Here is a 25,598-nt window from a genome sequence, read left to right as displayed (position 1 = left end):
CTTATAGGCAAGTGGATTTTATTTTTTAGATTTATATAGTCAATTATCCTTGCTTTATCAACAATTTATGAAGGTACAAGTATCTACAAACTTTAGGAAACACGCGCGTAAAACAATTTTATCTATTGTTGTGTTTGCGATTACTTACGTTATTCTACTGCTCTTGGCAATAGGTATTACTGTTGGTTTTACCATACTTGGAATAATGATTTTCACCGCCAAGCCCATGTTTTACACTGCAATTTTATGTTTGGGCTTACTCGCTACAGGTCTGACTATACTGTTCTTTTTATTAAAATTTGTTTTTGCGTCAACAAAAGTTGATACGGGACATCTTACGCAGATATATGAGCGAGACGAACCACAATTATTCGCACTCATTCATGAGGTCGTAAAAGAAGTTGATACCAGCTTTCCAAAGAAAGTTTTTCTATCGCATGAGGTCAATGCATCTGTATTCTATGACTCTAGTTTTTGGAGTATGTTTTTACCCATTAAGAAAAATCTTCAGATTGGTGTGGGGCTGGTGAATGCAGTTACTCAACAGGAATTAAAGGCTATTCTTGCACACGAGTTTGGACACTTCTCGCAAAAGAGCATGAAAGTGGGTAGCTATGTTTACCATGTTAATCAGATTATCTACAATATGCTGTATAAGAATGAATCGCTGGATAATATGTTTGATAAATGGGGCAACATCAGTGGATACACTGCGATTTTTATTGGCATATCAGTGTTTATTATCCAACAGATTCAGCATATTTTGAAGCATCTTTACGAATATGTAAATCTCAATTATTTGGCATTATCGAGAGAGATGGAATTTCATGCGGATGAGATTGCGGCACATGTTGCCGGTTCCCAGGCTTTGGCTGATTCGCTGCTGCGCTTGAGTTTTGCAAATCATGCACTAAATAATGTGCTTACCTTCTATGATAGCAAATTTTCTGAAAATATCCGTAGTCGCAATATTTATCCCGAGCATCGCTATGTCATGCTCCTGTTTGCGGAACGCAATAGATATCAAGTGCGAAATGGCTTTCCCCAGATCGAATTAGCGACTTTAAAAAAATATGATAAATCGAAATTAAATCTTGAAGATCAATGGTCATCTCATCCGTCGGATGAAGATCGGGTAAAGGCATTACAGCAGCTTAATATTGTCAAGAAAGAAATCAACAACGCACCTGCTATTGAATTGCTAGCTGATCGTGCTGCGGTAACAAACCAGATTTCGGACAAGTTGTTTGCGCAGGTACAGTATCAACATCCTCCTTCGCTGTTAGAAATAGCATCTTTCAGTGCGGATTTTGAAAATCGGATGAACAAGTATGCTGTTGATCAAAGATTCAATGATTTCTATGACTACAATCATCCTATACGAAAAGGTGAAACGCCAATTTTTCAGGATCAGCCAAAGCCGACTTTTGATGAATTATTTGCCGATAGTAGAGTTGACGCATTATATGAACTTAATAGCCTGAAAAATGATAAGTATGTCGTTGAAGCAATCGGCAAAGGCGAATTAAAGTTAAAGTCGTTTGACTACGATGGTATAAAATATCGTGCTGCGGATGCCTTCGAATTACTGGGGAAAATTGAGGACAATATTGTAGCTACGGAGCATAAAATTACCCTCTATAACCAACAGATCCACTCTTATTTTGCACGCTTAGCGGATAACCAGGGGATGTGTGAAGAGTTTGAACGGAGATATTATGATTTTGCTTTTTTCGATAAAAATTATGAAGAGGCACAAAAACTTTATGCTGACATGACGGAGAACACCCGGTTTATATTTCAGACTTTGCCTTTCGCAGATATTGAGGCTAGGTTGCGAGACGTCAAACCTATGGAAGGGGAGTTAAAAAAGAAACTGGCAACACTTATGGCACTTCCTGGAAGCAAAGACGAATTGGATGATACGTTGCTTACGTCATTGGACACATATATCAATAGGGAATTAATATATTTTAATGTAGATCGTTATAATGAGGATAATCTTCAAATTCTTTTTAATGCCATCTCGGTCTATAAAAAGTTATTGGATGATCAGCATTTCGCGAAGAAAAAGCACTATTTAGATTTTATGCTTATCCTTGAGGAGGGTAAGGGGCAGAAAAAAGAACTGTCGTAATTGCCCTTCTATATTGACGGTTTGTCCCCGCTGTACGTCGAATGAAATGGTTTAATTTTGAGAGACAGTAACCCAATTTTAAATTGGATTTGTTTTATTAAAAACTAAAGCTTTTGTTATGCGGAAATTAATAATGAAAATGTCTATTTCCATCGATGGATTTGTTGCGGGCATCCACGGTGAACTTGATTGGATGTTTAAAAGTGGCGACGATCATTCTAGCGCATGGGTTTTAAATATTTGTGAATCTGCCGGCATTCATCTAATGGGTCGAAAGACCTTTGAAGTAATGGCTTCCTATTGGCCTGCTTCGACAAATCCTTTTGCGGCAGCAATGAATGAAATCCCTAAAGCTGTCTTTACAAAAGAGGGCTATCATCCCAAAACAAAAGATTTCGCAGACAATACAAAGCTTCCTGCGAATTCCTCTTGGATGAATGCCCGGGTTTTTAATGCAGGTCTCATTGAAGGAATTCAAGAACTAAAAGCAGAATCTGGGAAGCCAATATTGGCGCATGGCGGAGCTGAATTTATGCGAAGTTTAATTGAAACCGGATTAATTGACGAGTATCATTTGATCACACATCCAATTGCATTGGGTACTGGGCTGCCCATCTTTGACGCTCTTTCCAAACCCTGTGAACTAAAGCTTATGCACGCGCAGGTTTTTCCAGGTGGTGTTGTCGCACATACCTATTGTCCGGCGTAGAATGAACATACGACATCTAGATGTCGTATGTTCATTCCAGCAGCTAGCTTTTTAGAAATTCAGTGAATCGGCAGAGGGGCCATAACTTGCTGGAAGGGGAATATCATTGAGTCTATAGTAAACACCTAATTGTGCCCTGTGATGTGTAATCTGGTTTAATGAGTGACGAATAGCACCGTATTTGCTCCAGCTTGCCAGTTCATGGCCGTCATTTTTAATGGTCCAGCTTGGAATTAAGTCTTCCTCCTTAGCTGTTTCTAAAGCCTTTTTTCCGGCTTCGTAATCTTCGTCTAATTTTTTTAAGAGATCATCCCGGGTCAATAGACTTGTTGGCACATAAGCACTTTTGGCAAAGTCAAGTTCTGAAGTCTTTAAAATGGTACTTGGCCATTCGAAAACTTCGACTAAGTGGGTTGCCAGACGCATCATTTTCATGCTTTTTTCATGTGGGACATATTCATTCTTGCCTTCAGGGAAAAGTGCAATAAAGTTTTTTGTAATTTGATACTCATTCGCTAATTCTTCTTTTAATTGTGGTAATGTTTCCATGTTTTTTTACTGTAATAATTTAAAATTCGATTAGTTATCCTACTAATAGCCTTTGCACTGGAATTGTTTTTTCGTTTAATATTTTTCTTTTCCTACTAAGGTTAAACAAAGATATAATCACAGGGTGACAGCTATGTGTCAGTATGAATTATCGATTTATGATAAAAATAAAATAGTGAAAGTTCTTATTATCTCATGTTGTTGAAAACTTGGACTGCAAAGGTTCGATATTTGTTTTTTTTATAACGTTTATTTACGCAAGCGCAGCAAATAATAAAGCAGGTCAAGCGAATTGTAAAAAGGGTGAAAATGAGCATATAGACTAAGTATATTTGATTGGTAATTAATTAAATAAAATAGAACTATGGGAAATAAGAAAGCAATATTCACTTTTGTAGGCCTGGTATTGGTTGCAGCAATTGGTATCGGTATATGGGCTTACCGTCTTTTGGGAAATATGGAGGCGGATCAGGAAAAAACAGAACAATTATCTTCCCGAATTTTAGCAGGTTTTGGCGATCATACCGCTATTTATAAATATCCAGTACAATTGTCCACAGTAGACTGGGGGAAGAGCTGTCTAATTCTTGAAAATGGCGGTGCCGGTGATTTGGGAATAACTTATAAGGAAAAATGGAACGAGGCATTGGGAACAGTAGATAATTATCCCGGTGATGCTGTCAAAGGCATTGTTATGATAGCGATGGACATGCAGGAAAAAGGTGAGTATGTTAATAAAATCGGCCAAAGAGATAAAGCTTATCAGCGCAATTATATCATTAGCTATGTAGATCTCGACAAGAAGGTAGTCATTGCCCGCGATACCCTATATGGTGAGGAGCCGCCTTTGGTGAATCGTTCCTCCGGTTCGGGAGCTGGTGACTTCCCCTCGGATACAGAAGTTGTAAATTCGGTCAAAAGTAGGTTAAAGTTATAATTTTTTTTTCTTCGTCTATGGAATTTTGATATTCTTCGCATCCCTGCACGAAAGTTGAAGTGCCGGATGAAAGAATCTAGTACTTGGCTTTAGGTAAATTTATCTATTTTAAAAGAATTTAGCCAGTATCTTAAACATGAAATGGAAATCAATTGTTGTATGCTTTTTAGCTGTTCTGTATTCCGTGGTCCTTTGTGGGCAATCGACCTTATTCAATAGTCCGCGTGGATCTTCTGACTATTATATTTATAAACTGAGCCCAGAAGTTTTAAGAAAAATTCACTTGGGAGAGAAGAAATTCGATGAAACTATGCTCAGCGATTTTTTTCTTAAGTATAAGGCCGGAAGTCCACAGCCGACTTTACCTCCTGGTGATTATGTCCAGGTCCGCGCCAGTGGAGCTGATCTCATCTATCAGGAATTGATTAGTGATAACCTATATGTCAAGATTATCCCAGCAGAAACTTTTGCGATTTGTCTATATGATTCTTTGGGAACGATTATAAAAGATGCGCAAGTAAAAGTGAAGGGACGTCGCATGTCATTCGATAAGAAGTTTCATTACTATAAAGTTGCCAATGCAAATAATGACGATATTGTCAGTATTGAACATAAGGGTGTCTATCATTACCTGAGTGTAGAGCGGAGTTGGCCTTACAAAGACAGGGTTCCATTATGGAAAGGGATCAAAAATAGCTTGCTTAGAACAAAGTTTAAGATTAAGAGGTTCTTTCATAAACAGGAAACTGAACAGACAGAAAGCTTTATGGTTTTTAACAAGCCAATGTATAAGCCAAATGAGCAGGTTAAATTTAAAGCTTATCTTGAGGAAGAAAAATGGAAACCTTACCGTGATTCTATTGCCGTACGTCTGACAGGTGGATATGGGTATGCCAAAGATACCGTTTTGACCCGACTTGCTCCCTATCGTCCGGGAATGTACACCTTTGCATTTGATTTGAAGGGTCTTGGCCTTATCCTTGATAAAGATTACGGGATCTCTTTGGAATCTACAAAAACCAAAGTCGTCTTGCATCAACAGTCTTTCCGATATGAAGATTATGAGTTAAAAAGCCTAAGTTTTAATATGACGTCCGAAAAGACGAAATATGCTAAAGGGGACAGTGTGCGACTGAAACTAAAAGCTTTAAATGAAAATGAAATGCCGATATATGATGGGAAAGTAGATTTGCGTGTTGTGACAAGTCCACTTTATACGCTTGATGTAAAAGCCAATAAGGTTAATTTTATTCCAGATACTTTATGGCAAACGAGCGTTTCGCTCGCAGATGTGGCGGAAAAGGAAATTGTATTACCCGATTCAATTTTTCCGGCTGACCTTGGTCTTACATTTCGGGCTATTGGCACTTATCTAAGTTCAGATAATGAAAGAATTGAACGAAGTCTCGACCTCAATATACTCAACAGCGAAAAAGAAATTCGTATTGCTGTAAAAGACGGGCATGCAGAGCTGAAGTATTTCGAAAAAGGTGTTGCGATGCCAACAACTGCTCAGCTAATGATATTAGGTGAACATCGCGAAATGCTGAAGACTGAAAATTTGAGTTTACCTAATTTGGTTTCTATACCCTGGCAGGCTGAAGAAATTGTTGTCAAGTCGAATGGGTTGAGTAAAAGTGTATATTTAGAGGATCAAGAACAGGCACAACTGAATTATCGGTTTTATCGAACTGCGGATTCGGTGATATTGCATGTCAATAATCCCGCTATGATTCCATTTTGGTATCGTGTCCATCGTGCTGGTCGTACGATTGCTTCGGGTTATCATACCACGTTAAATAGTAAATTTTTAGCCCGTGGAAAAGACGGGTATAGCATGGAAATCACCTATCTTTTTGGAGGAAAATCAAAAGTTATCCAGGAAGAATTACCCTATGTGGAGAAGAATTTAAATTTGGCAGTCAACACGGCGACGACAGTTTATCCGGGGCAGAAGGCTGACGTGGAACTTTCGGTTACGGATAAGAATGGTAAACCTTTGAAGGATGTTGATATTACGGCCTATGGTTTTACCTCAAAATTTAGGTCAGCAACCGCTCCAAATATTACTATGGGTGGTCTGATGCGAAGGGCAAGAGTCTCAAAAAATCTTAATTTTAGTTTGGATGATGATGAGAGGGCACATCAGGGAGCTCTTCAAAATTGGGCAAAATGGTCTAGAGAAATGCAGTTGGATACGATGGCTTTTTATCGGTTTTTATATCCCAAAGATTATTATCAGGAGTCTCTTCCTTTAGATGCTGTCAAGAGCCAGATTTCCCCTTATGTCGTTGTAAATGGTGTAGTGCAGGGGATACATTTAGTCTGGATAGACGGTGTACTGACTTATGCTAAACAAGACCAACAAAATAACAATACTATTTTTGAAGTTTCTGCGGGGCAGCATGATTTTAGATTTAGGACCAAGGATCGCGACATTCGTGTAAGTGGCTTTTATCTTGAAAAGGGGAAAAAGGTCATTGTTTCCTTTAATGCCTCACAGGATACGATTGGTTTTACCTACCCCGAAAAAGCATTCAGCAAAGGCCAGATTTTGGTTTACCAATTACCTAAAGAAGAACGTGGTAAGCTCTACACTAATGAATTGACTGAATTGAAGCGCCAGTTGATTACAGTAACCAACAATTTTGGAGCCTGGCAATTACCCAATAATAATGTGTTGATTGAGAGACCAGCATATATCCAGACAGCTGGAGATCTCTATTACCTCAATCCCGTAAGAAAAACCGTTTACGATAGTCGTTTGCGTACACAGGTTCCTGTACCACTGATGGTGGGACCATTTCCAAGGACAGAAATGTATAATGGTGTGTCCAAAATAGGTACGCTCATGGTTGACACAGCGAAAATTGGACGTTTTGAAATTGAGGGGGGCTATCAATATAGCATCTATAAAAATTATCAAAAGCAAAAAAGCTGGGATGGCAATCCTATGCGGATTGATCTGTATGATTTCAAGCCAAATTTAGATTTTCAGGAGAAGATATGGTCATTGGAGGATATCAAGTCAAACGTAGAACGTACTTTCAAAGAGATCATGCAAAATAGCACGGGACTAGCACAATTTGCTACGGTGAAGAAAGGAAAAAATGAGGCTATTTTTAAATTGAATTTAACTTTGGGCAATGATGTTGAACAGAAAGGCATTCGGCCTACATTGATCTTTATTGAACCGACGAATGTCGAAGAGAGAATGTATTTTCGACTGTTTTACGGTGGACATCGAACTTTTGGAGATCTTCCAGTCGGCGATGTTACTTTGCATATTGTAAAGGATGATTCAACTTCTTTTAGTTTGCCAATCAAACTCAAAGCCAATGGGATGAATTATCTCCGGCTGGATTCTATTCAATGGAGCAATGCATCCCAAGCGGCAAGATTGGCTTACAAACTTGTACGTGATGAAATTATTGTGCGTACCGTAGAAAATCCATTGCGGGATTCTATAAGCCATGGGCAAGAGATTGTTCCGCAGCTCTTAAAAATAGACCGGGAAGATTTTAGAACGAAGAGAAAGAATAATAAGGTCGCCAGGATCTTAGTTTATGATGGGGATACGCCATTAATTGGGGCTAAGGTGAGTGTTCCGGATACCAAAAAACGATATTTCACGAGCTTTGATGGTAGTGTGGAACTTGAGCTCTCCGATGAAAAAAATGCGGTACTTGAGATTGCTGCTTTAGGGTACAATACCGCTACGGTCAAAGTCTCCAGTGGCAAAGATTATTTCGTGGAATTAAAGCCAAGCGAAAATCAATTGGATGAAGTGGTTGTTGTGGGGTATGGCGTCCAAAAAAGGCAATCATTGACTGCGGCAGTGAAATCGATCAATGCTAGGATGGATGGGGTGACTACAGCTATGCTGCAGGGGGCTGTAGCAGGGATTCGTATTCGTGGCGCTGCTAGTCCGGCCCCCAATGAAAAACCATTGATTTTAGTGGACGGGGTCCCTTTTGAAGGTGATATTTCAAGTCTTGATCCATCGACTATCGCGTCATTGAATGTGATTAAAGATCAATCTATGCTGGGATTGTACGGTGCGCGGGCCGCCAATGGCGTGGTGATGGTTCAGATGAAAGCTGGAGCATCTGCGACATCGACAGGTGCTGTGGATATGCCCTATTTGGAATCTGGAAATACGATGCGCGTGAACTTCCGCGATGATGCATTCTGGCAGCCAAAGCTAACTACCGATGCTCAGGGAAAAGTTAATTTTGAAGCGACCTATCCGGATGATATTACCAATTGGCGAACATTCTTTATCGCTAAAGGAAGTAAAAATTTCGCCGACATAAAAGAGCTAAATGTCAAATCCTTTAAAGCTGTTTCGGCACATTTGGCGACTCCCCGATTTGCCATCAGAAGTGATCAGTTTACAGCCATGGGAAGGGTTGTTAATTATCTTAGCGACAGCTTGCAGCTCTTTCGTACCATCAACAATGGGCTGACAACGCAGGAGGCAACGTTGAAAATTGCGAAGTCCTATCGGGATCCTATATCAGTTATTGCCGCTCAGGGGGACAGTGTCCAACTTGCTTATTCGATCGAATTGTCAAATGGATATTTTGATGGTGAAAAACGTAGCATTCCGATTTTTGAAAAGGGGCTTGAACAACATGAAGGAGATTTTAAAGTACTCAACAGTACCGCAGAATATTTACTAAAAACTTCTCCAGCACTAGGCGAAATCACCTTGCATGCCGAAGCAAATTCGCTGGAATTTTTACAACGGGAAATTGAATCGATCGATCGTTATAAATTTCTATGCAATGAACAGATGGCTTCCAAATTGAGCGCATTACTTTCCAAAAAAGAGCTGACAAAATTGATCGGAAAGCCCTTTACAGAGGATAAGAAAATAAAGGATCTTTTGAAGGAGTTACAGAAAAACAAAAATTCCAATCAGGGCTGGGGTTGGTGGAACAAAAGTGAAACTGTGACCTGGATCAGCAACTATGTGATCGGGGTACTGTTGGATGCCCGAGAAGCCGGCTACCAGGTTGAGATAGATACGGAGATTTATGCAGAACGTGAAAAGACCATGTTGAAAAGCAGCTTGGCTTCGCTGGATGTTCTATTGGATAAAGATAAGCTTCACGGGGCCAAGGAGAATTTGTTTAGCTCCTTGATATATCTACTCCGGTTGGATCCTAAAGCTGATTACAAAGATTATTTCTTCGAAATCGACACAAAACTGAAAAGTAAAACCATTAAGGATAAACTGTTGAAATATCTATTGATTTCAAAACTGGGTCTTGAGGATTTACATGCTGCAGATACCGTTCTTAAATACGCGTCAAAGGCTGTCTTAGGTGGGCTGTATTGGACTTCTGGAACTACAACAGATCAGAAAGGCGGATTTTTTATGCGCCCAACGGAAACCAATACCGAGAATACATTGTTGGCTTATGGTGTCTTAAAATCAATTGGTGGTCATGATTCAGATTTAGAAAATATCCGTAATTACTTTTTCGCGCAGCGGCAGCAAAACCAATGGTATAATATCTACGAATCTTCCCGTATCATACGAAGTATTCTTCCTGATGTACTGAAAGAGGGTGAATCTTTCCAGGCACCGGTAATGGTCATCAATGGCAAACGCGTCACTGCATTTCCGTATACGCAAAGCTTTAAGTCGGATGAGCAGATTAAAGTGAGGAAAGAAGGGACGGGGCCGGCTTTTGTGACGGCTTATCAAAATTTTTGGAATCCCAATCCAGCTGTAGAAAAAGAAAAGGGCTTTGCCGTGGCAACGCGATTTAAGGACAATGGTGCTATGGTAGCGGCACTCAAGGAAGGGAAGCCTGTAAAACTTGAAGCATGCGTAACATTAACTGGTGAAGCTGAGTATGTGCAGATTGAAGTTCCGATTCCGGCGGGATGTTCTTATGAAACAAAAACCAATGGATACTATAGAATCGAGGCGCACCGAGAGCATTTCAAAGATCGTGTTGTCATTTTTTGCAACAAACTGGGGAAAGGTACACATACCTTTGAGATCGAACTTTTACCTCGTTATACCGGGACTTATACTGTCAACCCCGCGAAGGCTGAATTAATGTATTTCCCGACATATTATGGAAACGAGAAAATGAAAGAAATCGTGGTGGAGTAAGTGTATTGTTAAAATAAAAAGGGACTTATCACATGATAAGTCCCCAACATATAAAAACTAAAATTAAAAGTGCGCTATTAATGATCCCATCCGCCTCCTAGGGATCTGTATATCGCTACGCTTGCTTTGAGTTGGTTGACCTTCTTCTCAACGAGCTCAAATTTAGATTCCAGGGCATCGCGTTGCGTTAGCAGAACTTCCATATAATCTGCGCGAGCGTATTTAAAGAGGTCGTTGGAAATACCGATAGACTCATTTAATGCATCGACTTCCTTGGTCTTAATTTGTAGGCCATTCTCCAGATTTTTAATTTTGGAGAGCTGGTTTGCAACTTCAATATATGCAGCCAATATGGTCTGTTCATAATGGTAAACAGCCTGAACCTGTCGTGCATTGGCATTATAGTAAGCCGCCTTGATCGCTCGTTTGTTAATCAGGGGCGCAGTAAGTTCTCCAACGAGCGAAGCCAGAAATGATTCCGGCTTAACGAGATAAGTTGGATCAAAGGCCTGAAACCCTACACCAGCAGCAATATCCAAGGATGGGTAAAAGCGGGCTTTAGCCGATTTTATATCCAGTTTGGAAGCTGCAAGTTCATACTCCGCCTGCTTAATATCGGGTCTGTTTTCTAATAGCTCCGAGGGAATACCTGTGTAGACGGTTTGAGGAACAAGCTTGTCAAAAGAAGCTTGGTCTCTTTGAACCGGCTGCGGGAATCTTCCAACAAGGTAGTTTATTCTATTTTCTGTTTCTGTGATCTTCTGCTTGATATCATATTGCATACCTTGGGTTTTCAATATCTGGGCTTCGAATCTTTTGACCGCTAATTTATTGGATCGCGCATTTTTCTTCAGGTCATTCACGACAACAAGGGCGTCGTTTTGAATCTTTACATTCTCATTGATAACCAGGAGTTCGTTGTCCAGCGCCAGGAGTTCATAATAAGAATCTGCAATTTCAGCGATTAGGTGAGTCACCATAAAGTTTTTGCCTTCCACGCTGGCAAAATACCGTTGCAGCTGCGCTTTGGTCGCATTGTGAAGTTTACCCCAGATATCTGTTTCCCATTGTGCCTGTACACCAACTCCAAAATCAAATAGCGGTTCAGGCATTTCACGTCCGGGTTCGATTTCTGTATTCTTTTCCATCGCTCCAATGTTTGTGTAGCGACTTACTTTGTCGACCCCCGCGCCAACTTTTACGCCTACGGAAGGTAGATATTCACCTTTTTTGGCGCTTACCTCATTTTTGGCTATTTCAATTTCCTGAAGCATAATATGTAGCTCCTGGTTGTTTGCTAGTGCCTGACCGATCAATCCTTGTAAATTGGGATCGCTGAAATAGCTGTTCCATTTTATTTTTCCTGTATTTGCGGTGTCGCTGTCAGCATCGCCATATTTATAAGGAACGGTTCTATTTTCGGCACGTTGTTTTATTTCCAGTGGTTTGCAGGCTGCGAGACTGAGCAAGAAAAGTGCAAAACCTGTATAGTGATATAATCTATTCTTATTCATAATGTATCATGTCTTCGCTTAATGGTGATTCGTCTTCGGCTTGGATCATTTTTCTTCCGTCAGCCAATTTTGCAAAAATGTAGTAAAGTCCGGGAATGACAATAACGCCAAAGATTGTTCCGACAAGCATACCTCCCAGTGCTGAGGCACCTATGGTGTGGTTACCGATAGCTCCCGCGCCGCTGGCAAAGACAAGTGGTACAAGTCCCGCGATAAATGCAAATGAGGTCATGAGAATTGGTCTGAAACGCGCTCTTGAGCCCTCAATAGCTGCTTCCAATATGCTGTCGCCAGCTTGGCGCCTTTTCACGGCAAATTCTACGATAAGCACCGCATTTTTTCCCAATAGACCAATAATCATGATCAGCCCGACCTGTGCATAGATGTCATTTTCAAGACCCATTGCCTTTAATAAAAAGAATGATCCAAATACACCCACGGGTAGCGACAACAATACCGCAAATGGAATAATGAAGCTTTCGTACTGCGCAGCAAGTACAAGATATACGAAGACTAAGACAACCAAAAAGACATAAACGGCTTCGTTTCCGCGTTGAGCCTCATCATAGGACAAGCCCTCCCAGGCAACTTTATAGCCGTGCGGTAATGTTTGAACTGCGGTTTCGTTGATTGCCTGAATGGCGTCGGCTGTTGTATACCCATTTGCCGGAAGTCCACGGATGGCGGCCGAATTGTACATGTTGTAGCGCGTGATTTCATTTGGTCCCTGTGTTTTTTTTAAGGTCATAAAGGCCGAATAAGGAACCATCTGGTCATGATCGTTTTTGACGTAAAGGTTCATGATATCGGAAGGTAGCCTTCTAAATTCTGGTGAAGATTGTACATAGACCTTGAAGAATTGACCGAAACGGATAAAACCCTGCTCATAGGTACTACCGATAAGGATATTGAGGTTGTCCATGGCTTTACCAATGGAAACGCCTTTTTGCATGGCGGCGTTATTGTCAAATACCAATTCGTATTGCGGGTAATTGGCAGCGAAGAAAGTGAATACACCAGTTAACTCTTTGCGCTTTTTGAGATTAGCAATAAAAGCTTTATTGACTTTATCGAAATCTTGGTAATCGGTTGTCCTATTGAGGTCCAGCAGGCGCATGGAGAAACCTCCTGAAGAACCAAAACCCGGAACAGCCGGAGGTTCGAAGAATTCAACTGTTGCACCTAGATTTTTTGATTTTTCTTCAAGTTCTTCCATGATCTCTTTAACGGAGTGTTCACGTTCACCCCAGGTTTTGAGGTTGATAAGACAGGTTCCAGCATTCGATCCACGGCCTTCGGTCATGATTTCATAACCTGCCAGTGATGAGACGGATTCAACCCCATCTACCCCTTGACAGATCTTTTGGAGCTCTCTGGAAAGCTTATTGGTCTGTTCCAATGTTGATCCTGGAGGAGTCTGAATAATGGCATATATTGTACCTTGGTCCTCACTCGGTATAAAACCTCCTGGAAGCGTTTTGTTAATGACGAAAATTCCGACACAGAATGCTATTAAGATACCCCATGTAATCACTCTTCGGCTGGCAATTTTACGAAGTAAGGAGGCATATTTGCCCGTTATTTTATCAAAAGTACGGTTAAAAAGGTCGAGCGATTTAGTGAATACGTTTGATTTTTTTGGTTTACCATGGTTATTTTTAAGGAGCATCGCGGCAAGCACAGGAGTAAGGGTTAATGCGACTACTGCAGATATCACGATGGAACTCGCCATGGTAATTGAAAACTGACGGTAAAATGTTCCGACAGGGCCTGTCATAAATGAAATGGGGATAAAAACGGCCACCATAACAGCTGTAATAGCGATAATAGCACCTGCGATTTCGGCCATGACTTCTTTTACAGCACTGTACGGCGATATAGCACTTTCTTCCATTTTGGCATGTACTGCTTCAATGACCACAATGGCATTGTCTACGACAATCCCGATGGCAAGCACCAATGCAAACAAGGTCACTAAGTTGATCGACATACCGAACCATTGGATGACGAAGAATGTACCTATCAGCGAAACGGGCACGGCGATGATTGGAATCAAAGTCGAACGCCAATCGCCAAGGAAAATAAATACGACAATGGCAACTAAAATAAAAGCATCGCGTAGGGTGTGCATCACCTGTTCGATAGAAGCATCCAAGAATTGGGATACGTCATAACTGATTTTATAGTCTATACCTGGAGGAAAGTTACCTTTCATCTCAGCAAGTTTTGCCTTCACATCTTTAATAACGTCATTAGCATTACTACCATAATTCTGTTTCAACACAATTGAAGCCGAGGGATTACCGTCTAAATTGGAATAGATGTCAAAGAATTCACTTCCCAGTTCGACTTTAGCCACGTCTTTTAACTTGATGTTTTCACCGTCGCCGTTTGCGCGAACGATAATATTGTCGTATTCTTCAGGTGTATTGTATTGCCCTTTATAAGTTAGGACATATTCGAGGGATTGCGCTGCAATACCCGAGCTTTGTCCCAGTCGACCGGGACGGCCGATGATACTTTGTTCTCCTATCGCTTTCATCACTTCATCAACTGATAAGCTATAGGCACGCATACGATCGGGATTTAACCAGACGCGCATGGCATATCTACGGCTACCTAAGATTTGTGATTTGGCGATACCATGAATACGATTGATTTCAGGAATGATGTTTACCGTTGCATAGTTGTACAAGAACTTTTCATCCATGCTTTTATTTGTACTGTAAAGATTCACGTACATCAGCATACTGGGCTGAATGGGATTGACGACGACTCCTTCCTTTTGAACAAGTTCAGGCAATAGTGGCATGACTTGATCCACCCGGGTTTTGACCAGTACTACGGCATCGTTGGGATCCGTTCCGGGGTCAAATACGACGTTTACGGTCGCTTCACCGGCGCTGGTTGCATCGGTAGCGATATAGCGCATTCCCTGTACACCATTGATTGCATTCTCCAGTGTAATCAGGGAGGATTTTACAAGTACATCGGCACTTGCACCAGGATAGGCAATGGAGACCGCCACTGTAGTCGGTGCGATTTTTGGAAATTGCTCTGTAGGAAGCTGCTTTATGGCCAAACCTCCGATAAATAGGATGACAACCGATATGACAATAGCAAATACCGGTCGATGTATTACTTTTTTAAACATAATGCTGCTTTTTTAATTACTCTGCATATAAATCTAAGTTTGACATGACTTTCTCCGGAGTCTGATATTTGGATTCAATGGTCTGGTTTTCCTGTACCATGCGAAGTCCATTGAGCAGAATCTTTTCATCCTTGCCCAATCCGGAAGAAACAACATAGATATGCGGCAGTTCGGCAGCAACTTTTATTTCTCTTGCTTTTACTTTATTATCTTTTGTAATAACGTAAACATATTTTTTTTCAAGCTCCTCAAATGTTGCTTTCTGCGGTATCATAAGCGCATTGTTATAGGGCGATGTAATGACGATATTGCCTGTCTCACCATAACGCAGTAATCCCTTTGGATTCGGAAAAGTCGCTCTGTAGGCAATATTTCCAGTTTCATTATTGAAGTCTGATTCAATTGTTTCAACAATACCCTCATGACCGAATTCTTTTCCATTGGCCATGTTTAACCGTACATGCAGCGGGCCATTGTCTTGTTTTGCGTCCATTTGATTGAGGTATTCCACTTCGGGTACATTGAAATAAACCCACATTTTACTGTTATCGGACAATTCCGTGATCAACTCGCCTTCGTCGACAAGACTTCCTTTACGGACGTGAAGCTTACCAACGATTCCGGAAAACGGTGCTACGATGTCCGTAAATTTGAGATGAGTATTCATCGCGGCTAGCTCAGCTTTGGCTTTTTCATATTTTGCTTTTGCCATTTCAGTTTCCTGCGGAGCGACAATATCTTTTTCGGACAGATTTTTGGTGTTCTGATATTCGATTTCAGCATATTTTACCTCTGCTTTAGCACGATTAACATCGGACTCATAGAGGTTGGGCATGATTTTAAAGAGGGGTTGTCCTTTTTGTACAAATTGACCTTCATCGACAAATATCGATTGAATGTAGCCTTTTTCCTGCGCGCGCAATTCAATATGGTTGATCGAACGGATTTGGGCGACATAGTCTTTATTGACGATTGTATCTTTGACTAAAGGAGTTGTGACGTTGAAAACTGCAGCTTCTTTTTTGTCTTTTTTTTCTGACTGGCAGCTTGTAGATAGAATAATAAGGCACAGGCTTATATACATAAAGCTTCTCATGACCATGATAATAGTTTTTTAATTATTTCCGAAAAATTGAACAATAGTGTGACGTGCTTCCAAGTGATTTTGAAAGCTATTTTGATGTTTTTTTAAGAAATTATTAAAAAATCACAGCCTGAATACACTGTAATGGATATAGAGAGCGTTTTTTCGAGAAGTAAGCTGGTTGGAATTTGCAAGCGAAACTGCTGTGCGTGTATTTTGAAATTGAGGATGGATATACGATATTATATTCCCAAAATCATCCCCGGTAAGTGCAAATAAGTTAGGGCTATTGGAATCACTTCCCGCGTCATCATTTTCATTGTCATTTTCTGAAAAATATGCCCTTAATTTTTCATGCCGAGGACGTTTAGTTTTGCGAATAACTTTGGTGTCATAATCTTCGCTTTTTACTTGCTTGTTGAAGTGATTGACAGCGTGAAGATTGCAGGAGGGGATATTATTTGGTGTTGGCACATGATACCAGCCAAAACTGATAAGTATTGCGCAAACTACGCCGAACAGATATTGATGGAATTTTCCTTGCATCCTTGAAAGCAAATGTAATTAAACTTTAAAAATGATACAAGTGATTTGGGTATCGAAATTTTAAAGTTTATCTAGTATTGTTACAATTATTGAAAATTGACATTGCTGAAATGTAAAAAGGTCTGCGATGTTATTCTGAATACCTTTGCCTATCAAATTTATTCTTGTCGTTAATTTATAACTCTTTTCTAGGAGTTAATGCCCCTTTTTTAAAGGGTTTTAAGCGTTTTTTGATTATTTCTTAGCATCTGAATTGCTTTTTCTGCTCTTGTTTTTCTAGTTTGTTCCTGTTTAGCTGAGCCTACCCAATCACAATATCCCTGTTTGTATGATTTGGAGAGTGTTTCAAAAAAAGCATTGGCTTTTTCGTCCATATCCAACAATTGTTGGAGTTCCATAGGAACGCCTTCAATATGTTCACCTTTTTTTAGCATGTATTTTTATCATTTGATTCCCGATAAAAATACATAAATATCTTCGAGTTGCCGGCCTTTATTGCATGAATACTTTTGACTTGCCGTTAGGTAATACGATCAGGGGATTGCAATACTTTTTCTTGAAATAAGACTTACATGTTGCCGCTGTCTTTATATGTGTTGAAACATATATCGTTCTTATTTGTTCTTCTATTAGTCAACAAAAAAAATTCAATATGAAAGCAGTACGTTTTTTTGGGCATAAAGATGTCCGCGTTGTGAATGATCTTGTGAAGCCCGTTCCTAAGGGCGATGAAGTATTACTAAAAATTGGTGGTGCAGGTGTTTGTCATTCTGATCTCCACATTATAGATGAGGGGACCGTTGTAGGTACGGTATTTACCTTGGGACACGAAAATGCGGGCTGGATTGAAGAAGTTGGATCGGATGTAAAAGACTATAAAAAAGGAGACGCGGTACTGGTCTATGGCCCTTGGGGTTGTGGGCACTGTAAGCCCTGTCAGCAATCAAAGGAAAATTATTGTGATCACCAGTCTGAAATGGCCTATGGTGGTGGGCTAGGCCTTGATGGTGGGATGGCGGAATATATGCTTGTCCCTTCTTCGCGTTTACTGGTCCCAATTTATGACTTAGATCCAGTCATTGCTGCGCCATTAACGGATGCGGCACTTACTCCTTATTCGGCGATAAAACGTTCGATAGGCAAATTGACAGCGGATGAGTATGTGGTTGTGATCGGAGTTGGAGGTTTGGGCCATGTTGCCTTACAAATACTAAATGAAGTAAGTGCGAGTTCAATTATTGCCTGTGATGTCACCGAAGAAAAACTAGCCTTTGCTAAAGAACTGGGCGCAGCCTATGTGGTTAATTCGAAGGATGCAAATGCAGCCGAACAAATCAATAAGATTACGGGCATTAAAAAAGCTAAAGTAGTGATTGACTTTGTAGGCGCAACATCGACTATAGATCTAGGAACAAAGGTTGTTGGTTTGGATGGTGATCTGACAATTGTTGGATTAGGTGGGGGACACTACCAGTACAATATGTCGGGGCTTCCTTTTGGTGTGAGTATGACAAACCCATATTGGGGCTCGCGGGTTGAGCTTATGGAAGTTGTAGGTTTAGCTAGGCAAAGGAAGATTCATATTGAAATTGAGCAGTTTAAGCTTGATCAGGCTAACGAAGTTTATGATCGAATGCGCAATGGTAAGATCAAAGGAAGGGCTGTACTGATTCCTTAGTAAAAAAAAAGTCTATCTTTTTAGTAGTTTATTTTGGTTTTTATCTTTTTGATGCTTATCTTTGTTGTATCATAATTTAGGTTTATAATTGGTTATTTAAGGTTTTCATTCTCCCCGTTTGAAAACCTTTTTTTTAAAGTCTCTCTTTTGATTGATTATTAAAAACCTTCTGCCTTCTTTACTGTTGTAATACTAATAATCCGCGCTGATTTATCTGCAAAATATTTATGGACAAAACAATTCTCGTACTCACCGATTTTTCTGAAAACTCATGGACTGCTATTCGATATGCGGCGAATCTGGCTAAAAAATTTGATTGGACAGTAGAACTTCTGCATACTTATACCATCCCAATAAAAGACAGTGTCCATGCGAAAATGGAGAATATGTTTTTGAAGCCTCAGAAGGAAGAGGCTGAAAGCATGCTCAAGGACTGGCAGATACGTATCGACGATGAATTTCCTGATCTCCGCTGTAAAACCGCAAGTTTGGCTGGCAACTTGGAAAAAACGGTACTAAACTTACTACAAGAAAAGGAATATCATTTTATCGTCATGGGAGCTAAAGGTAAAGGTATGATACAGAAAGCTGTCTTGGGAAGCAATACCTTCGCCCTGATAAAAAAGAGTCCAATCGGTGTCTTGGCAGTACCCATCACTTTCCAAAAATTTAGGTTGCAAAATATCGGATTACTGAGCAATTTTAAAGCGTCCGAATATGATCTACTCGACAGTTTCACCTTACGTGTACCGGAGAAATTTAATCTCAGCCTGTTGCACGTAACACAAAAGTATATCTCTCCAAAACAAGAAGATATTGAAGACTGGAAACAAAAGCTATCCGCCCAATTTTCGTTTAATAAAATTGATTATGTGGAAAAAAATGCGGTCAATCGTTTAGATTACAATATGCCTATACCACGTTGTATCGACTACATGGTGGAAATTGAAGCTATTGATCTTTTACTTGTGTCGTACAGTCCTAAAAGTTTTTTCAAAAGTATATTTTCCCGAAATCTTACGAAAGCAATTTATCGCAACCTGACTGTACCTACCTTTTTTAAGCGTAATTTATATTAATTGTGGGTAATCTCCTCCTGCTTATCACTTTCCATTGGTTGATAGTACACGTTTTAGTAAAGGGAAAATGATTAAACTAAAGTTAGTAGCCGCGATTTTATAATTACTAACTGAGCTTTAAATTGCGTCTCCGAGGTGAGGTAATCTATTCATATTTTTCATTAGCTTTATCAATAATTGTATAAAATATAAACATAATGAGCCTTTGGATACTTCCTTTGATCGCAATACTTTCCGCAAGTCCCGATAGTACACATGTAGGAGAATATAAGTTTGCTGAAATGCCCAGTTGGAGTGATGAGTTCGATTACAATGGTCTTCCGGATGCAAAAAAATGGGCATATGATGTAGGCTCCTTGCATAATGGTTGGGGAAATCATGAACTTCAATACTATACAGATGCAAACAGGAAAAATGCAAGTGTGGCAAATGGTGTTTTACGTATTACTGCAATAAAAGAACAATATGAAGGGTTGAACTATACTTCTGCCAGGCTGGTGAGTAAAAACAAGGGCGATTTTCTATATGGTCGATTTGTAGTCCGAGCCAAGGTGCCGAAAGGGAAAGGTACGTGGGCAGCCGCTTGGATGTTACCGACAGATTGGGTTTACGGAGGATGGCCACATTCGGGAGAAATAGATATCATGGAGCATGTCGGTTATGACGAGAATTCAATACATATTACCGTTCATACAAAGGATTATAATCATTCTATCGGAACTCAAAAAGGAGTGATGAAACGAATTGATCAGGCAACATCGGAGTTTCATAATTATCGGATAGACTGGACCCCCGAGTATATTCGTGGTTTCGTGGATGATGTACAGATCTACAGTTTTCCAAATGAAGGAAAAGGCAATGGCGTGTGGCCATTTGATAAAAGATTTCATTTACTATTGAATCTGGCCGTTGGTGGAGATTGGGGCGGTGTGCAAGGCGTCGATAGCAGCGCATTTCCTGCAGAGATGGAGGTGGATTATGTCAGGGTATATGATTTGCTGAAACCTTAAATGAATCTTGTTTTCATCTATTTCTCTAATTTATAAAGATTAATTCAAATGTTTAGGCATCAAGGGAGAGGAAGGAATTATATTCATAATTTAAAGTTAGCCTCTATTTTATCTTGTGTTGCGGGTTTGGTCAATATTACAGGTGTTCTTGCCGTTAGCACTTTAACAACGAATGTCACAGGTCACTTCGCATTTTTTTCAGAACAGTTGATTTTAATGAATTATAAGATGGCTTTGATTTATCTGTTATACATTGCTTTCTTTTTAATGGGAGCTACCGTTTCAGGTTTTATTGTAGAATTAGCTTCAAAAAAGAAATCACATAACGCTTATATCATTCCAATTTGTATGGAGTCTATTATCTTAATTAATGTAGGACTGCTCCCAGCTTTATTTAAAGCAGGGCCAACGTTACCAACCATAATTTCATTTGCCCTGCTTTTTGCTATGGGACTTCAGAATGCCCTGGTAACGAAGGTGTCACAATCAGTTGTCAGAACGACGCATTTGACGGGATTGTTTACTGATCTTGGTATTGAAATCTCGCAGTTACTTTTTTATAGAGAAATTGCTGAAAAAGTGAAATTACACAAAAGTATCTTTCTTAAGTTGATGATTATTGGAGGCTTTTTTATTGGGGGAGTTATAGGCGGCTTTATGTTTCAATATTTTAAACTGAAAACATTATTGTTACCGGCTAGTATGCTTTTATTTGCCTTATGGTATGACCATATTCTACTTAAGTTTTATCATTTGAAGCGAAGCTTAAGACCGGATGAATAGGTTCGATTAAATTCATATTTTAGCTTAATAACATGAACTATTCCCATATCCTGTTTGAAAAATTAGTATTATCTGCCGGTAGATTCAACATTAGTGAACCATTGTACTGCATTCTTTTATTTGAGAAAGCGACGAGTTTTTCGGTTGATTTGGTGACATACCATGCGGATCCTAAAAGTGTTTTGTTTTTGTCTCCCTATCAGTTGTTTACGATGGATGTGGTGCAGAAAAGTACCTTTAGTGTGCTAAAATTTCACGGCGATTTCTATTGTATAGAATATCATAAAGATGAAGTTGCCTGTAATGGAATTCTATTCAACAACATCTACCAGCAACCTCATGTGTTGCTCTCAACAGCTATTTATCATGAGATATCAACTATCATGGAAAAAATAGATCTGCTCAAAATGTCGTCGGAATCCTATGATCAGTCATTGAGCAGAACCTATTTACAGCTGATTTTAGCGCTGGCGAGTAGACAAAAGCTACTTTTTAACGACCTACAAAAACCGTATTGGGCTCATAGAGATATTATTGATGACTTTGAGCAGTTTTTGGAAAAGAATTATAAAGCGCATAAAGAAGTTACCTTTTATGCAGCGAACTATGGTTTAAGTCCAGCCGTTTTTACGAAAAAAATAAAATTGAAATGGGGAAAATCCCCATCAAAGTTGATCCAGGAACGCCTCGTATTGGAAAGTAAAAGACAGCTCCATTTGACGGCCAAAAGTATTAAAGAAATAGCAGCCAATTTGCAGTACAAAGACGAGTTTTATTTCAGTAGATTTTTTAAGAAGATGGTAGGCGTATCTCCTAAGGTATTTCGGAAGCGGGTCGGTTTATCAATTGTTGCCGAAAAGTCTATGTTATAGATCTATTTGTCCATGTTGTGGATTTAAGCCATTGTTTAGTTTTGCATGGTATTAAACAAACTACGTTATGGAGAAAATAATAAAGCTATTGGCAAAGTCACAATATATCTTTACAAACTTTGCTAGAATTTCAATTTTTATTGTGATGGCATGGATTGGAGGATTAAAAGCATTTCAATATGAAGCTGATGGTATAGTTCCTTTTGTTATTAATAGTCCGGCAATGCGTTTTTTTTATCATAATACGGAAAAACGGGTGTTGGATAAAAACGGAGAGCTAATACCGGAATACCAGTTGTTTAAAAATCCGGAGGGTCGTGTCGTAAAGAAAAATATTGCATGGCACCAAGAAAATGGAACTTATATTTTTTCTTATATACTTGGCTTTGTAATTGTTTCAATTGGTCTGATGATATTTTTAGGTATCTGGTATCCTAAAATCGGAATTTTTGGGGCATTGTGTACCGTGCTTATGTCATTGGTTACACTTTCTTTTCTGATAACAACTCCAGAGGCGTTTGTGCCAAAGCTAGATGGAGATTTCCCGTCACCTAATTATGGTTTTCCTTATTTATCCGCGGCCGGTAGATTAGTCCTGAAAGATGTAATTATGCTTGCAGCAGCATTGATCATTGCAGCAGAAAGTGCCAGCCGTCTGATAAAAAAAACGAATATAAAATAGAGACAGATAGTTTTTGTATGTGAATTAGCAGCAGGTTGTTTGCTGGAGGCGATCACTACTCGGGGTAAATCCACCAACTTTTGGAAGGTATCTTTCATGCCAGCTGTATTTTGGCAGCATCTTTGTGTCTCGTCGTTAAACTATATTGAGTTATACCACGAACGATATGAAAATAATACGAACGACCCTTCCATTTCTTCTGTTTAGTTTCATCCTTTTAGTTGGATGCAACAATAATCAACAGATCAGGATGATTGATAAAGATGGTAACACACATTTGTTGACAAGAGAAGGTGATCGAAAAGGAGAATTGGGACTGCAGCGTATCATCGCTCGTGGCAATGATACAGTAATAACGATTGATGGTGCAGGTCATAAAATGATATGGACAGCTTCAGATGTGACCAATATTGATACAACAAAGATTCAATATTATCTCAAAAAAAGAAATGGAAGCAGTGTTCATATTTATACACCCGTAGATGTAAATCAAAATTTTATAGATGTCGAGGATAGTCAAAATGTTTTGTCAGATCCTTATGATGGTACAGACAAGAAAAAATCCCTACTGTAGATTGCCGCATGAAAAAGCATAATTTGGGCTAAAGAGAAAATCCTAGCAAGTTTACTTGCTAGGATTTTTTTTTGGGTACTTTGGCACCTTCTTTTTTTGCTTCGGAGAGGCCGATAGCAATCGCCTGTTTTCGTGATGTTACCTTTTTCCCGCTACCAGATTTTAATTTTCCTTCTTTCATTTCGTGCATCGTCTTTTCAACTTTCTCAGATGCTTTTTCTGAATATTTTGCCATAATAGTGTTACCCGTTGATCTGTTATTAAACACTTCTGCAAAAAGAACAGCTGTTTCAGTTGAATCGTTTGAAAATTCTTTGAGAGCGAAATAGCGAACATCTGTATCCGCTAATTCAATTCATTTCCAGCTTTAATCACGGCTTGGTTGACTGCTTTTATTCTTTCAAGATCCATTTTTTGTATTTTACGGTCGTAAGTCAATAGGCCATTGACTTCATGTTCCACATCGGTAGTTTGCGTATAAATAGCAACACTCAGTCCTTTGTATCGGAGCAATTGTTCGACATTGTCCATTAGGAATATATAACGGTCTGTGAGTGCCTCTATAGTGGGTTCGTAGGCATAGGCATTGTTTTCGACAGGCCACATGTGACCGCGGACAAATAAGCCTACGCCACCAAACTCTCCGAGGGAAGCTGCCCTTTTCGAATCAGGTTCTGAGGCACCCTTGGGGCCAACATAGATATGGGTGTCAACAAAATCTCCATTTCCGGGGTCACCATAAGCTTTTTGGTAAGATGGATTGTTGTTAAATCCCGAATTACCGTTCTAAACGTGAAGGGTCATATTGTTTGGTCCAGTCGGTAATATTGCGTACATCGAAAGCGCCCCAATTTTCGTTAAAAGGAACCCAGGCGATAATGCATGGCGAGTTGTAGTGGTCGTCAACGATGGCCTTGTATTCATCACGAAATGCTTTTCGATAAATCGTAGTATCTTCTTCGGGATACCAAAGGCAGGGCATATCTTGCCACACGAGCAGTCCCATTTTATCTGCCCAATAATAGAACCGTTGGGGTTCGGTTTTCATATGCTTACGAATAAGGTTATAACCAGCATTTTTGGTAAACTCGATATCATATTTGAGAGCTTCTTCCGTAGGTGCTGTTAGAATACCATCGGGCCAGTACCCCTGATCCAGGAGACCGAGCTGCATCACAAATTTGTCATTCAAGAGCGGCCTTACAATTCCGTTTACCTTACCAAGTTTAATATCACGCATACCAAAATAGCTCTTAACCTCGTCAATGATTTCTCCATTCTTCCCATGTATACTTAATTTTAAATCGTATAAAAAGGGGGAGTCAGGAGACCAAAGTTTTGGATTTTCTACCGGGATATTAAATTCCATGCCCGACTGAATTACCGTTTTTGAAATTTCTTTTCCCGCTGAAGAAACGATGGCCGTAACTTTTGCCTTCGCTGTGCTAGTGACCTGTATTTTTAGTTGTTTTTCTGCTACTTGAGGCAACAATTTGATTCCCTGTATATGGTTTTTGCTTACTGGTTCCATCCACACAGTTTGCCATATGCCAGAAGAAAATGTATAGTCGCCTCGAGGTCCATTTTTGCCCGAAGGATACTTACCGTCGTTCTTGTCATGCACTGCGACGACAATGTTATTTGGACCGGCCTTTAAAAACTCAGTGATGTTGATCCAGAAGGAGTCGTAGCCACCTGAATGAGTACCAGCTTTTCTACCATTTACAAATATAGTTGCATCGTGATCCACTGCACCAAAATGGAGTATAATATCTTTCCCTTTCCAATGATTAGGTAGCTCGAAATTTTTACGATACCACAGATTAATTTCCTGTTTGCGTTGTATTCCGGATAAATAGGACTCTGGACAATAGGGGACAAGAATGCTTTCTCGGCTGTGGTCAAAGGAAATGGGGACAGCAGGATTTAGTGCGTTCGGAGCATCCTTTCCACCTATATAATCCCATTTACCGTTGAGACATAGCCATTCATTCCTTTCCATTTGGGGACGTGGATATTCGGAAAGTGGGATTTCTGTTTGCTTGGCTATTGCTGTCCATGGGGTTGAAAGCTGTGGCTGTTGTGCCAAAGCATTAAGCCAACCGAAGAGCGATAGTGCCAGCACAAAAATTGAGGTTTTGGTTTTTATCATGG

Annotated in this window: 20 protein-coding genes; 11 read left to right on the top strand and 9 right to left on the bottom strand. The window is 39.8% G+C overall.

Features of this window, described 5'->3' with window-relative positions; all coding sequences use genetic code 11:
* Positions 1-67 precede the first annotated feature (67 nt).
* Both AAH582_RS18825 and AAH582_RS18820 read left to right on the top strand, forming a co-directional pair.
* On the top strand, positions 68-2,137 hold the full coding sequence (locus tag AAH582_RS18825) for a M48 family metallopeptidase (RefSeq protein ID WP_343319595.1): 2,070 nt from the start codon (positions 68-70) through the stop codon (positions 2,135-2,137).
* Positions 2,138-2,255: 118 nt separating this feature from the next.
* On the top strand, positions 2,256-2,846 hold the full coding sequence (locus tag AAH582_RS18820) for a dihydrofolate reductase family protein (protein WP_343319593.1): 591 nt from the start codon (positions 2,256-2,258) through the stop codon (positions 2,844-2,846).
* A gap of 51 nt (positions 2,847-2,897) precedes the next feature.
* Here AAH582_RS18820 and AAH582_RS18815 read toward each other — a convergent pair whose 3' ends face one another.
* A complete protein-coding gene (locus AAH582_RS18815) occupies positions 2,898-3,395 on the bottom strand; it encodes a DinB family protein (RefSeq protein ID WP_046675081.1) in 498 nt (165 codons plus the stop codon).
* 364 nt (positions 3,396-3,759) lie between these two features.
* Here AAH582_RS18815 and AAH582_RS18810 point away from each other — a divergent pair, with 364 nt between their 5' ends.
* Positions 3,760-4,332 carry a hypothetical protein gene (locus tag AAH582_RS18810; protein WP_343319590.1) on the top strand — a complete coding sequence of 191 codons (573 nt, stop codon included), beginning with the start codon at positions 3,760-3,762 and terminating at the stop codon, positions 4,330-4,332.
* A 136-nt stretch (positions 4,333-4,468) separates the two neighbouring features.
* The gene (locus AAH582_RS18805) at positions 4,469-10,468 is read left to right on the top strand and encodes an alpha-2-macroglobulin family protein (RefSeq protein WP_343319588.1); all 6,000 of its coding nucleotides are present in this window, start codon (positions 4,469-4,471) and stop codon (positions 10,466-10,468) included.
* A gap of 77 nt (positions 10,469-10,545) precedes the next feature.
* On the opposite strand, the gene AAH582_RS18800 is transcribed toward AAH582_RS18805, so the two are convergent.
* The 5 genes from AAH582_RS18800 to AAH582_RS18780 all read right to left on the bottom strand — a co-directional run bounded on the left by AAH582_RS18800 (position 10,546) and on the right by AAH582_RS18780 (position 17,200).
* Positions 10,546-11,982 (bottom strand): TolC family protein, encoded by a 1,437-nt coding sequence (locus tag AAH582_RS18800; RefSeq protein ID WP_070566915.1) that lies wholly within the window; start codon positions 11,980-11,982, stop codon positions 10,546-10,548.
* Complete coding sequence (locus tag AAH582_RS18795; protein ID WP_343319586.1) at positions 11,975-15,136, bottom strand: efflux RND transporter permease subunit; 3,162 nt, start codon at positions 15,134-15,136, stop codon at positions 11,975-11,977. Before AAH582_RS18795 ends, AAH582_RS18800 begins: the two co-directional genes overlap by 8 nt.
* Before the next feature lie 16 nt (positions 15,137-15,152).
* On the bottom strand, positions 15,153-16,238 hold the full coding sequence (locus AAH582_RS18790) for an efflux RND transporter periplasmic adaptor subunit (RefSeq protein WP_046675087.1): 1,086 nt from the start codon (positions 16,236-16,238) through the stop codon (positions 15,153-15,155).
* A 105-nt stretch (positions 16,239-16,343) separates the two neighbouring features.
* A complete protein-coding gene (locus AAH582_RS18785) occupies positions 16,344-16,766 on the bottom strand; it encodes a hypothetical protein (RefSeq protein WP_046675088.1) in 423 nt (140 codons plus the stop codon).
* 209 nt (positions 16,767-16,975) lie between these two features.
* A complete protein-coding gene (locus AAH582_RS18780) occupies positions 16,976-17,200 on the bottom strand; it encodes a YdeI/OmpD-associated family protein (RefSeq protein ID WP_053003798.1) in 225 nt (74 codons plus the stop codon).
* A 218-nt stretch (positions 17,201-17,418) separates the two neighbouring features.
* On the opposite strand from AAH582_RS18780, the gene AAH582_RS18775 reads away from it, so the two are divergent.
* From AAH582_RS18775 to AAH582_RS18745, 7 genes are all read left to right on the top strand, one after another.
* Positions 17,419-18,444 (top strand): NAD(P)-dependent alcohol dehydrogenase, encoded by a 1,026-nt coding sequence (locus AAH582_RS18775; protein ID WP_070566904.1) that lies wholly within the window; start codon positions 17,419-17,421, stop codon positions 18,442-18,444.
* Positions 18,445-18,671: 227 nt separating this feature from the next.
* Positions 18,672-19,523 (top strand): universal stress protein, encoded by an 852-nt coding sequence (locus AAH582_RS18770; protein WP_343319582.1) that lies wholly within the window; start codon positions 18,672-18,674, stop codon positions 19,521-19,523.
* A gap of 197 nt (positions 19,524-19,720) precedes the next feature.
* Complete coding sequence (locus AAH582_RS18765) at positions 19,721-20,533, top strand: glycoside hydrolase family 16 protein (protein ID WP_343319580.1); 813 nt, start codon at positions 19,721-19,723, stop codon at positions 20,531-20,533.
* Positions 20,534-20,581: 48 nt separating this feature from the next.
* A complete protein-coding gene (locus AAH582_RS18760) occupies positions 20,582-21,316 on the top strand; it encodes a YoaK family protein (protein WP_046675092.1) in 735 nt (244 codons plus the stop codon).
* A gap of 32 nt (positions 21,317-21,348) precedes the next feature.
* Positions 21,349-22,188 (top strand): helix-turn-helix domain-containing protein, encoded by an 840-nt coding sequence (locus tag AAH582_RS18755; RefSeq protein WP_343319577.1) that lies wholly within the window; start codon positions 21,349-21,351, stop codon positions 22,186-22,188.
* Positions 22,189-22,255: 67 nt separating this feature from the next.
* Positions 22,256-22,870: a DUF417 family protein gene (locus AAH582_RS18750; RefSeq protein WP_046675093.1), complete on the top strand. Its 615-nt coding sequence runs from the start codon at positions 22,256-22,258 to the stop codon at positions 22,868-22,870.
* A 166-nt stretch (positions 22,871-23,036) separates the two neighbouring features.
* Complete coding sequence (locus tag AAH582_RS18745) at positions 23,037-23,444, top strand: hypothetical protein (RefSeq protein ID WP_139145018.1); 408 nt, start codon at positions 23,037-23,039, stop codon at positions 23,442-23,444.
* Positions 23,445-23,502: 58 nt separating this feature from the next.
* On the opposite strand, the gene AAH582_RS18740 is transcribed toward AAH582_RS18745, so the two are convergent.
* The 3 genes from AAH582_RS18740 to AAH582_RS18730 all read right to left on the bottom strand — a co-directional run bounded on the left by AAH582_RS18740 (position 23,503) and on the right by AAH582_RS18730 (position 25,596).
* Positions 23,503-23,679, bottom strand: a complete 177-nt coding sequence (locus AAH582_RS18740; RefSeq protein WP_167450483.1) for a DUF6496 domain-containing protein — start codon at positions 23,677-23,679, stop codon at positions 23,503-23,505.
* Positions 23,680-23,789: 110 nt separating this feature from the next.
* Positions 23,790-24,050: a hypothetical protein gene (locus AAH582_RS18735; protein WP_343319571.1), complete on the bottom strand. Its 261-nt coding sequence runs from the start codon at positions 24,048-24,050 to the stop codon at positions 23,790-23,792.
* 172 nt (positions 24,051-24,222) lie between these two features.
* Positions 24,223-25,596: a glycoside hydrolase family 2 protein gene (locus tag AAH582_RS18730; protein WP_343319569.1), complete on the bottom strand. Its 1,374-nt coding sequence runs from the start codon at positions 25,594-25,596 to the stop codon at positions 24,223-24,225.
* Between the last annotated feature and the right edge of the window lie 2 nt (positions 25,597-25,598).

The organism is Sphingobacterium multivorum (assembly GCF_039511225.1).
Lineage (GTDB): Bacteria > Bacteroidota > Bacteroidia > Sphingobacteriales > Sphingobacteriaceae > Sphingobacterium.
The sequence above is the reverse complement of the archived record's forward strand: the minus strand, read 5'-3'. Positions and strand labels throughout refer to the sequence as shown.

What these genes read in the sequence shown, in the direction of transcription:
- AAH582_RS18800 (WP_070566915.1), bottom strand. Translation starts at nt 11,982, where the DNA reads ATGAATAAGAATAGATTATATCACTATACAGGTTTTGCACTTTTCTTG.
- AAH582_RS18810 (WP_343319590.1), top strand. Translation starts at nt 3,760, where the DNA reads ATGGGAAATAAGAAAGCAATATTCACTTTTGTAGGCCTGGTATTGGTT.
- AAH582_RS18820 (WP_343319593.1), top strand. Translation starts at nt 2,256, where the DNA reads ATGCGGAAATTAATAATGAAAATGTCTATTTCCATCGATGGATTTGTT.
- AAH582_RS18740 (WP_167450483.1), bottom strand. Translation starts at nt 23,679, where the DNA reads ATGGCAAAATATTCAGAAAAAGCATCTGAGAAAGTTGAAAAGACGATG.
- AAH582_RS18735 (WP_343319571.1), bottom strand. Translation starts at nt 24,050, where the DNA reads ATGTGGCCTGTCGAAAACAATGCCTATGCCTACGAACCCACTATAGAG.
- AAH582_RS18765 (WP_343319580.1), top strand. Translation starts at nt 19,721, where the DNA reads ATGAGCCTTTGGATACTTCCTTTGATCGCAATACTTTCCGCAAGTCCC.
- AAH582_RS18775 (WP_070566904.1), top strand. Translation starts at nt 17,419, where the DNA reads ATGAAAGCAGTACGTTTTTTTGGGCATAAAGATGTCCGCGTTGTGAAT.
- AAH582_RS18790 (WP_046675087.1), bottom strand. Translation starts at nt 16,238, where the DNA reads ATGGTCATGAGAAGCTTTATGTATATAAGCCTGTGCCTTATTATTCTA.
- AAH582_RS18730 (WP_343319569.1), bottom strand. Translation starts at nt 25,596, where the DNA reads ATGATAAAAACCAAAACCTCAATTTTTGTGCTGGCACTATCGCTCTTC.
- AAH582_RS18825 (WP_343319595.1), top strand. Translation starts at nt 68, where the DNA reads ATGAAGGTACAAGTATCTACAAACTTTAGGAAACACGCGCGTAAAACA.
- AAH582_RS18815 (WP_046675081.1), bottom strand. Translation starts at nt 3,395, where the DNA reads ATGGAAACATTACCACAATTAAAAGAAGAATTAGCGAATGAGTATCAA.
- AAH582_RS18760 (WP_046675092.1), top strand. Translation starts at nt 20,582, where the DNA reads ATGTTTAGGCATCAAGGGAGAGGAAGGAATTATATTCATAATTTAAAG.
- AAH582_RS18780 (WP_053003798.1), bottom strand. Translation starts at nt 17,200, where the DNA reads ATGCTAAAAAAAGGTGAACATATTGAAGGCGTTCCTATGGAACTCCAA.
- AAH582_RS18785 (WP_046675088.1), bottom strand. Translation starts at nt 16,766, where the DNA reads ATGCAAGGAAAATTCCATCAATATCTGTTCGGCGTAGTTTGCGCAATA.
- AAH582_RS18805 (WP_343319588.1), top strand. Translation starts at nt 4,469, where the DNA reads ATGAAATGGAAATCAATTGTTGTATGCTTTTTAGCTGTTCTGTATTCC.
- AAH582_RS18755 (WP_343319577.1), top strand. Translation starts at nt 21,349, where the DNA reads ATGAACTATTCCCATATCCTGTTTGAAAAATTAGTATTATCTGCCGGT.
- AAH582_RS18795 (WP_343319586.1), bottom strand. Translation starts at nt 15,136, where the DNA reads ATGTTTAAAAAAGTAATACATCGACCGGTATTTGCTATTGTCATATCG.
- AAH582_RS18770 (WP_343319582.1), top strand. Translation starts at nt 18,672, where the DNA reads ATGGACAAAACAATTCTCGTACTCACCGATTTTTCTGAAAACTCATGG.
- AAH582_RS18745 (WP_139145018.1), top strand. Translation starts at nt 23,037, where the DNA reads ATGAAAATAATACGAACGACCCTTCCATTTCTTCTGTTTAGTTTCATC.
- AAH582_RS18750 (WP_046675093.1), top strand. Translation starts at nt 22,256, where the DNA reads ATGGAGAAAATAATAAAGCTATTGGCAAAGTCACAATATATCTTTACA.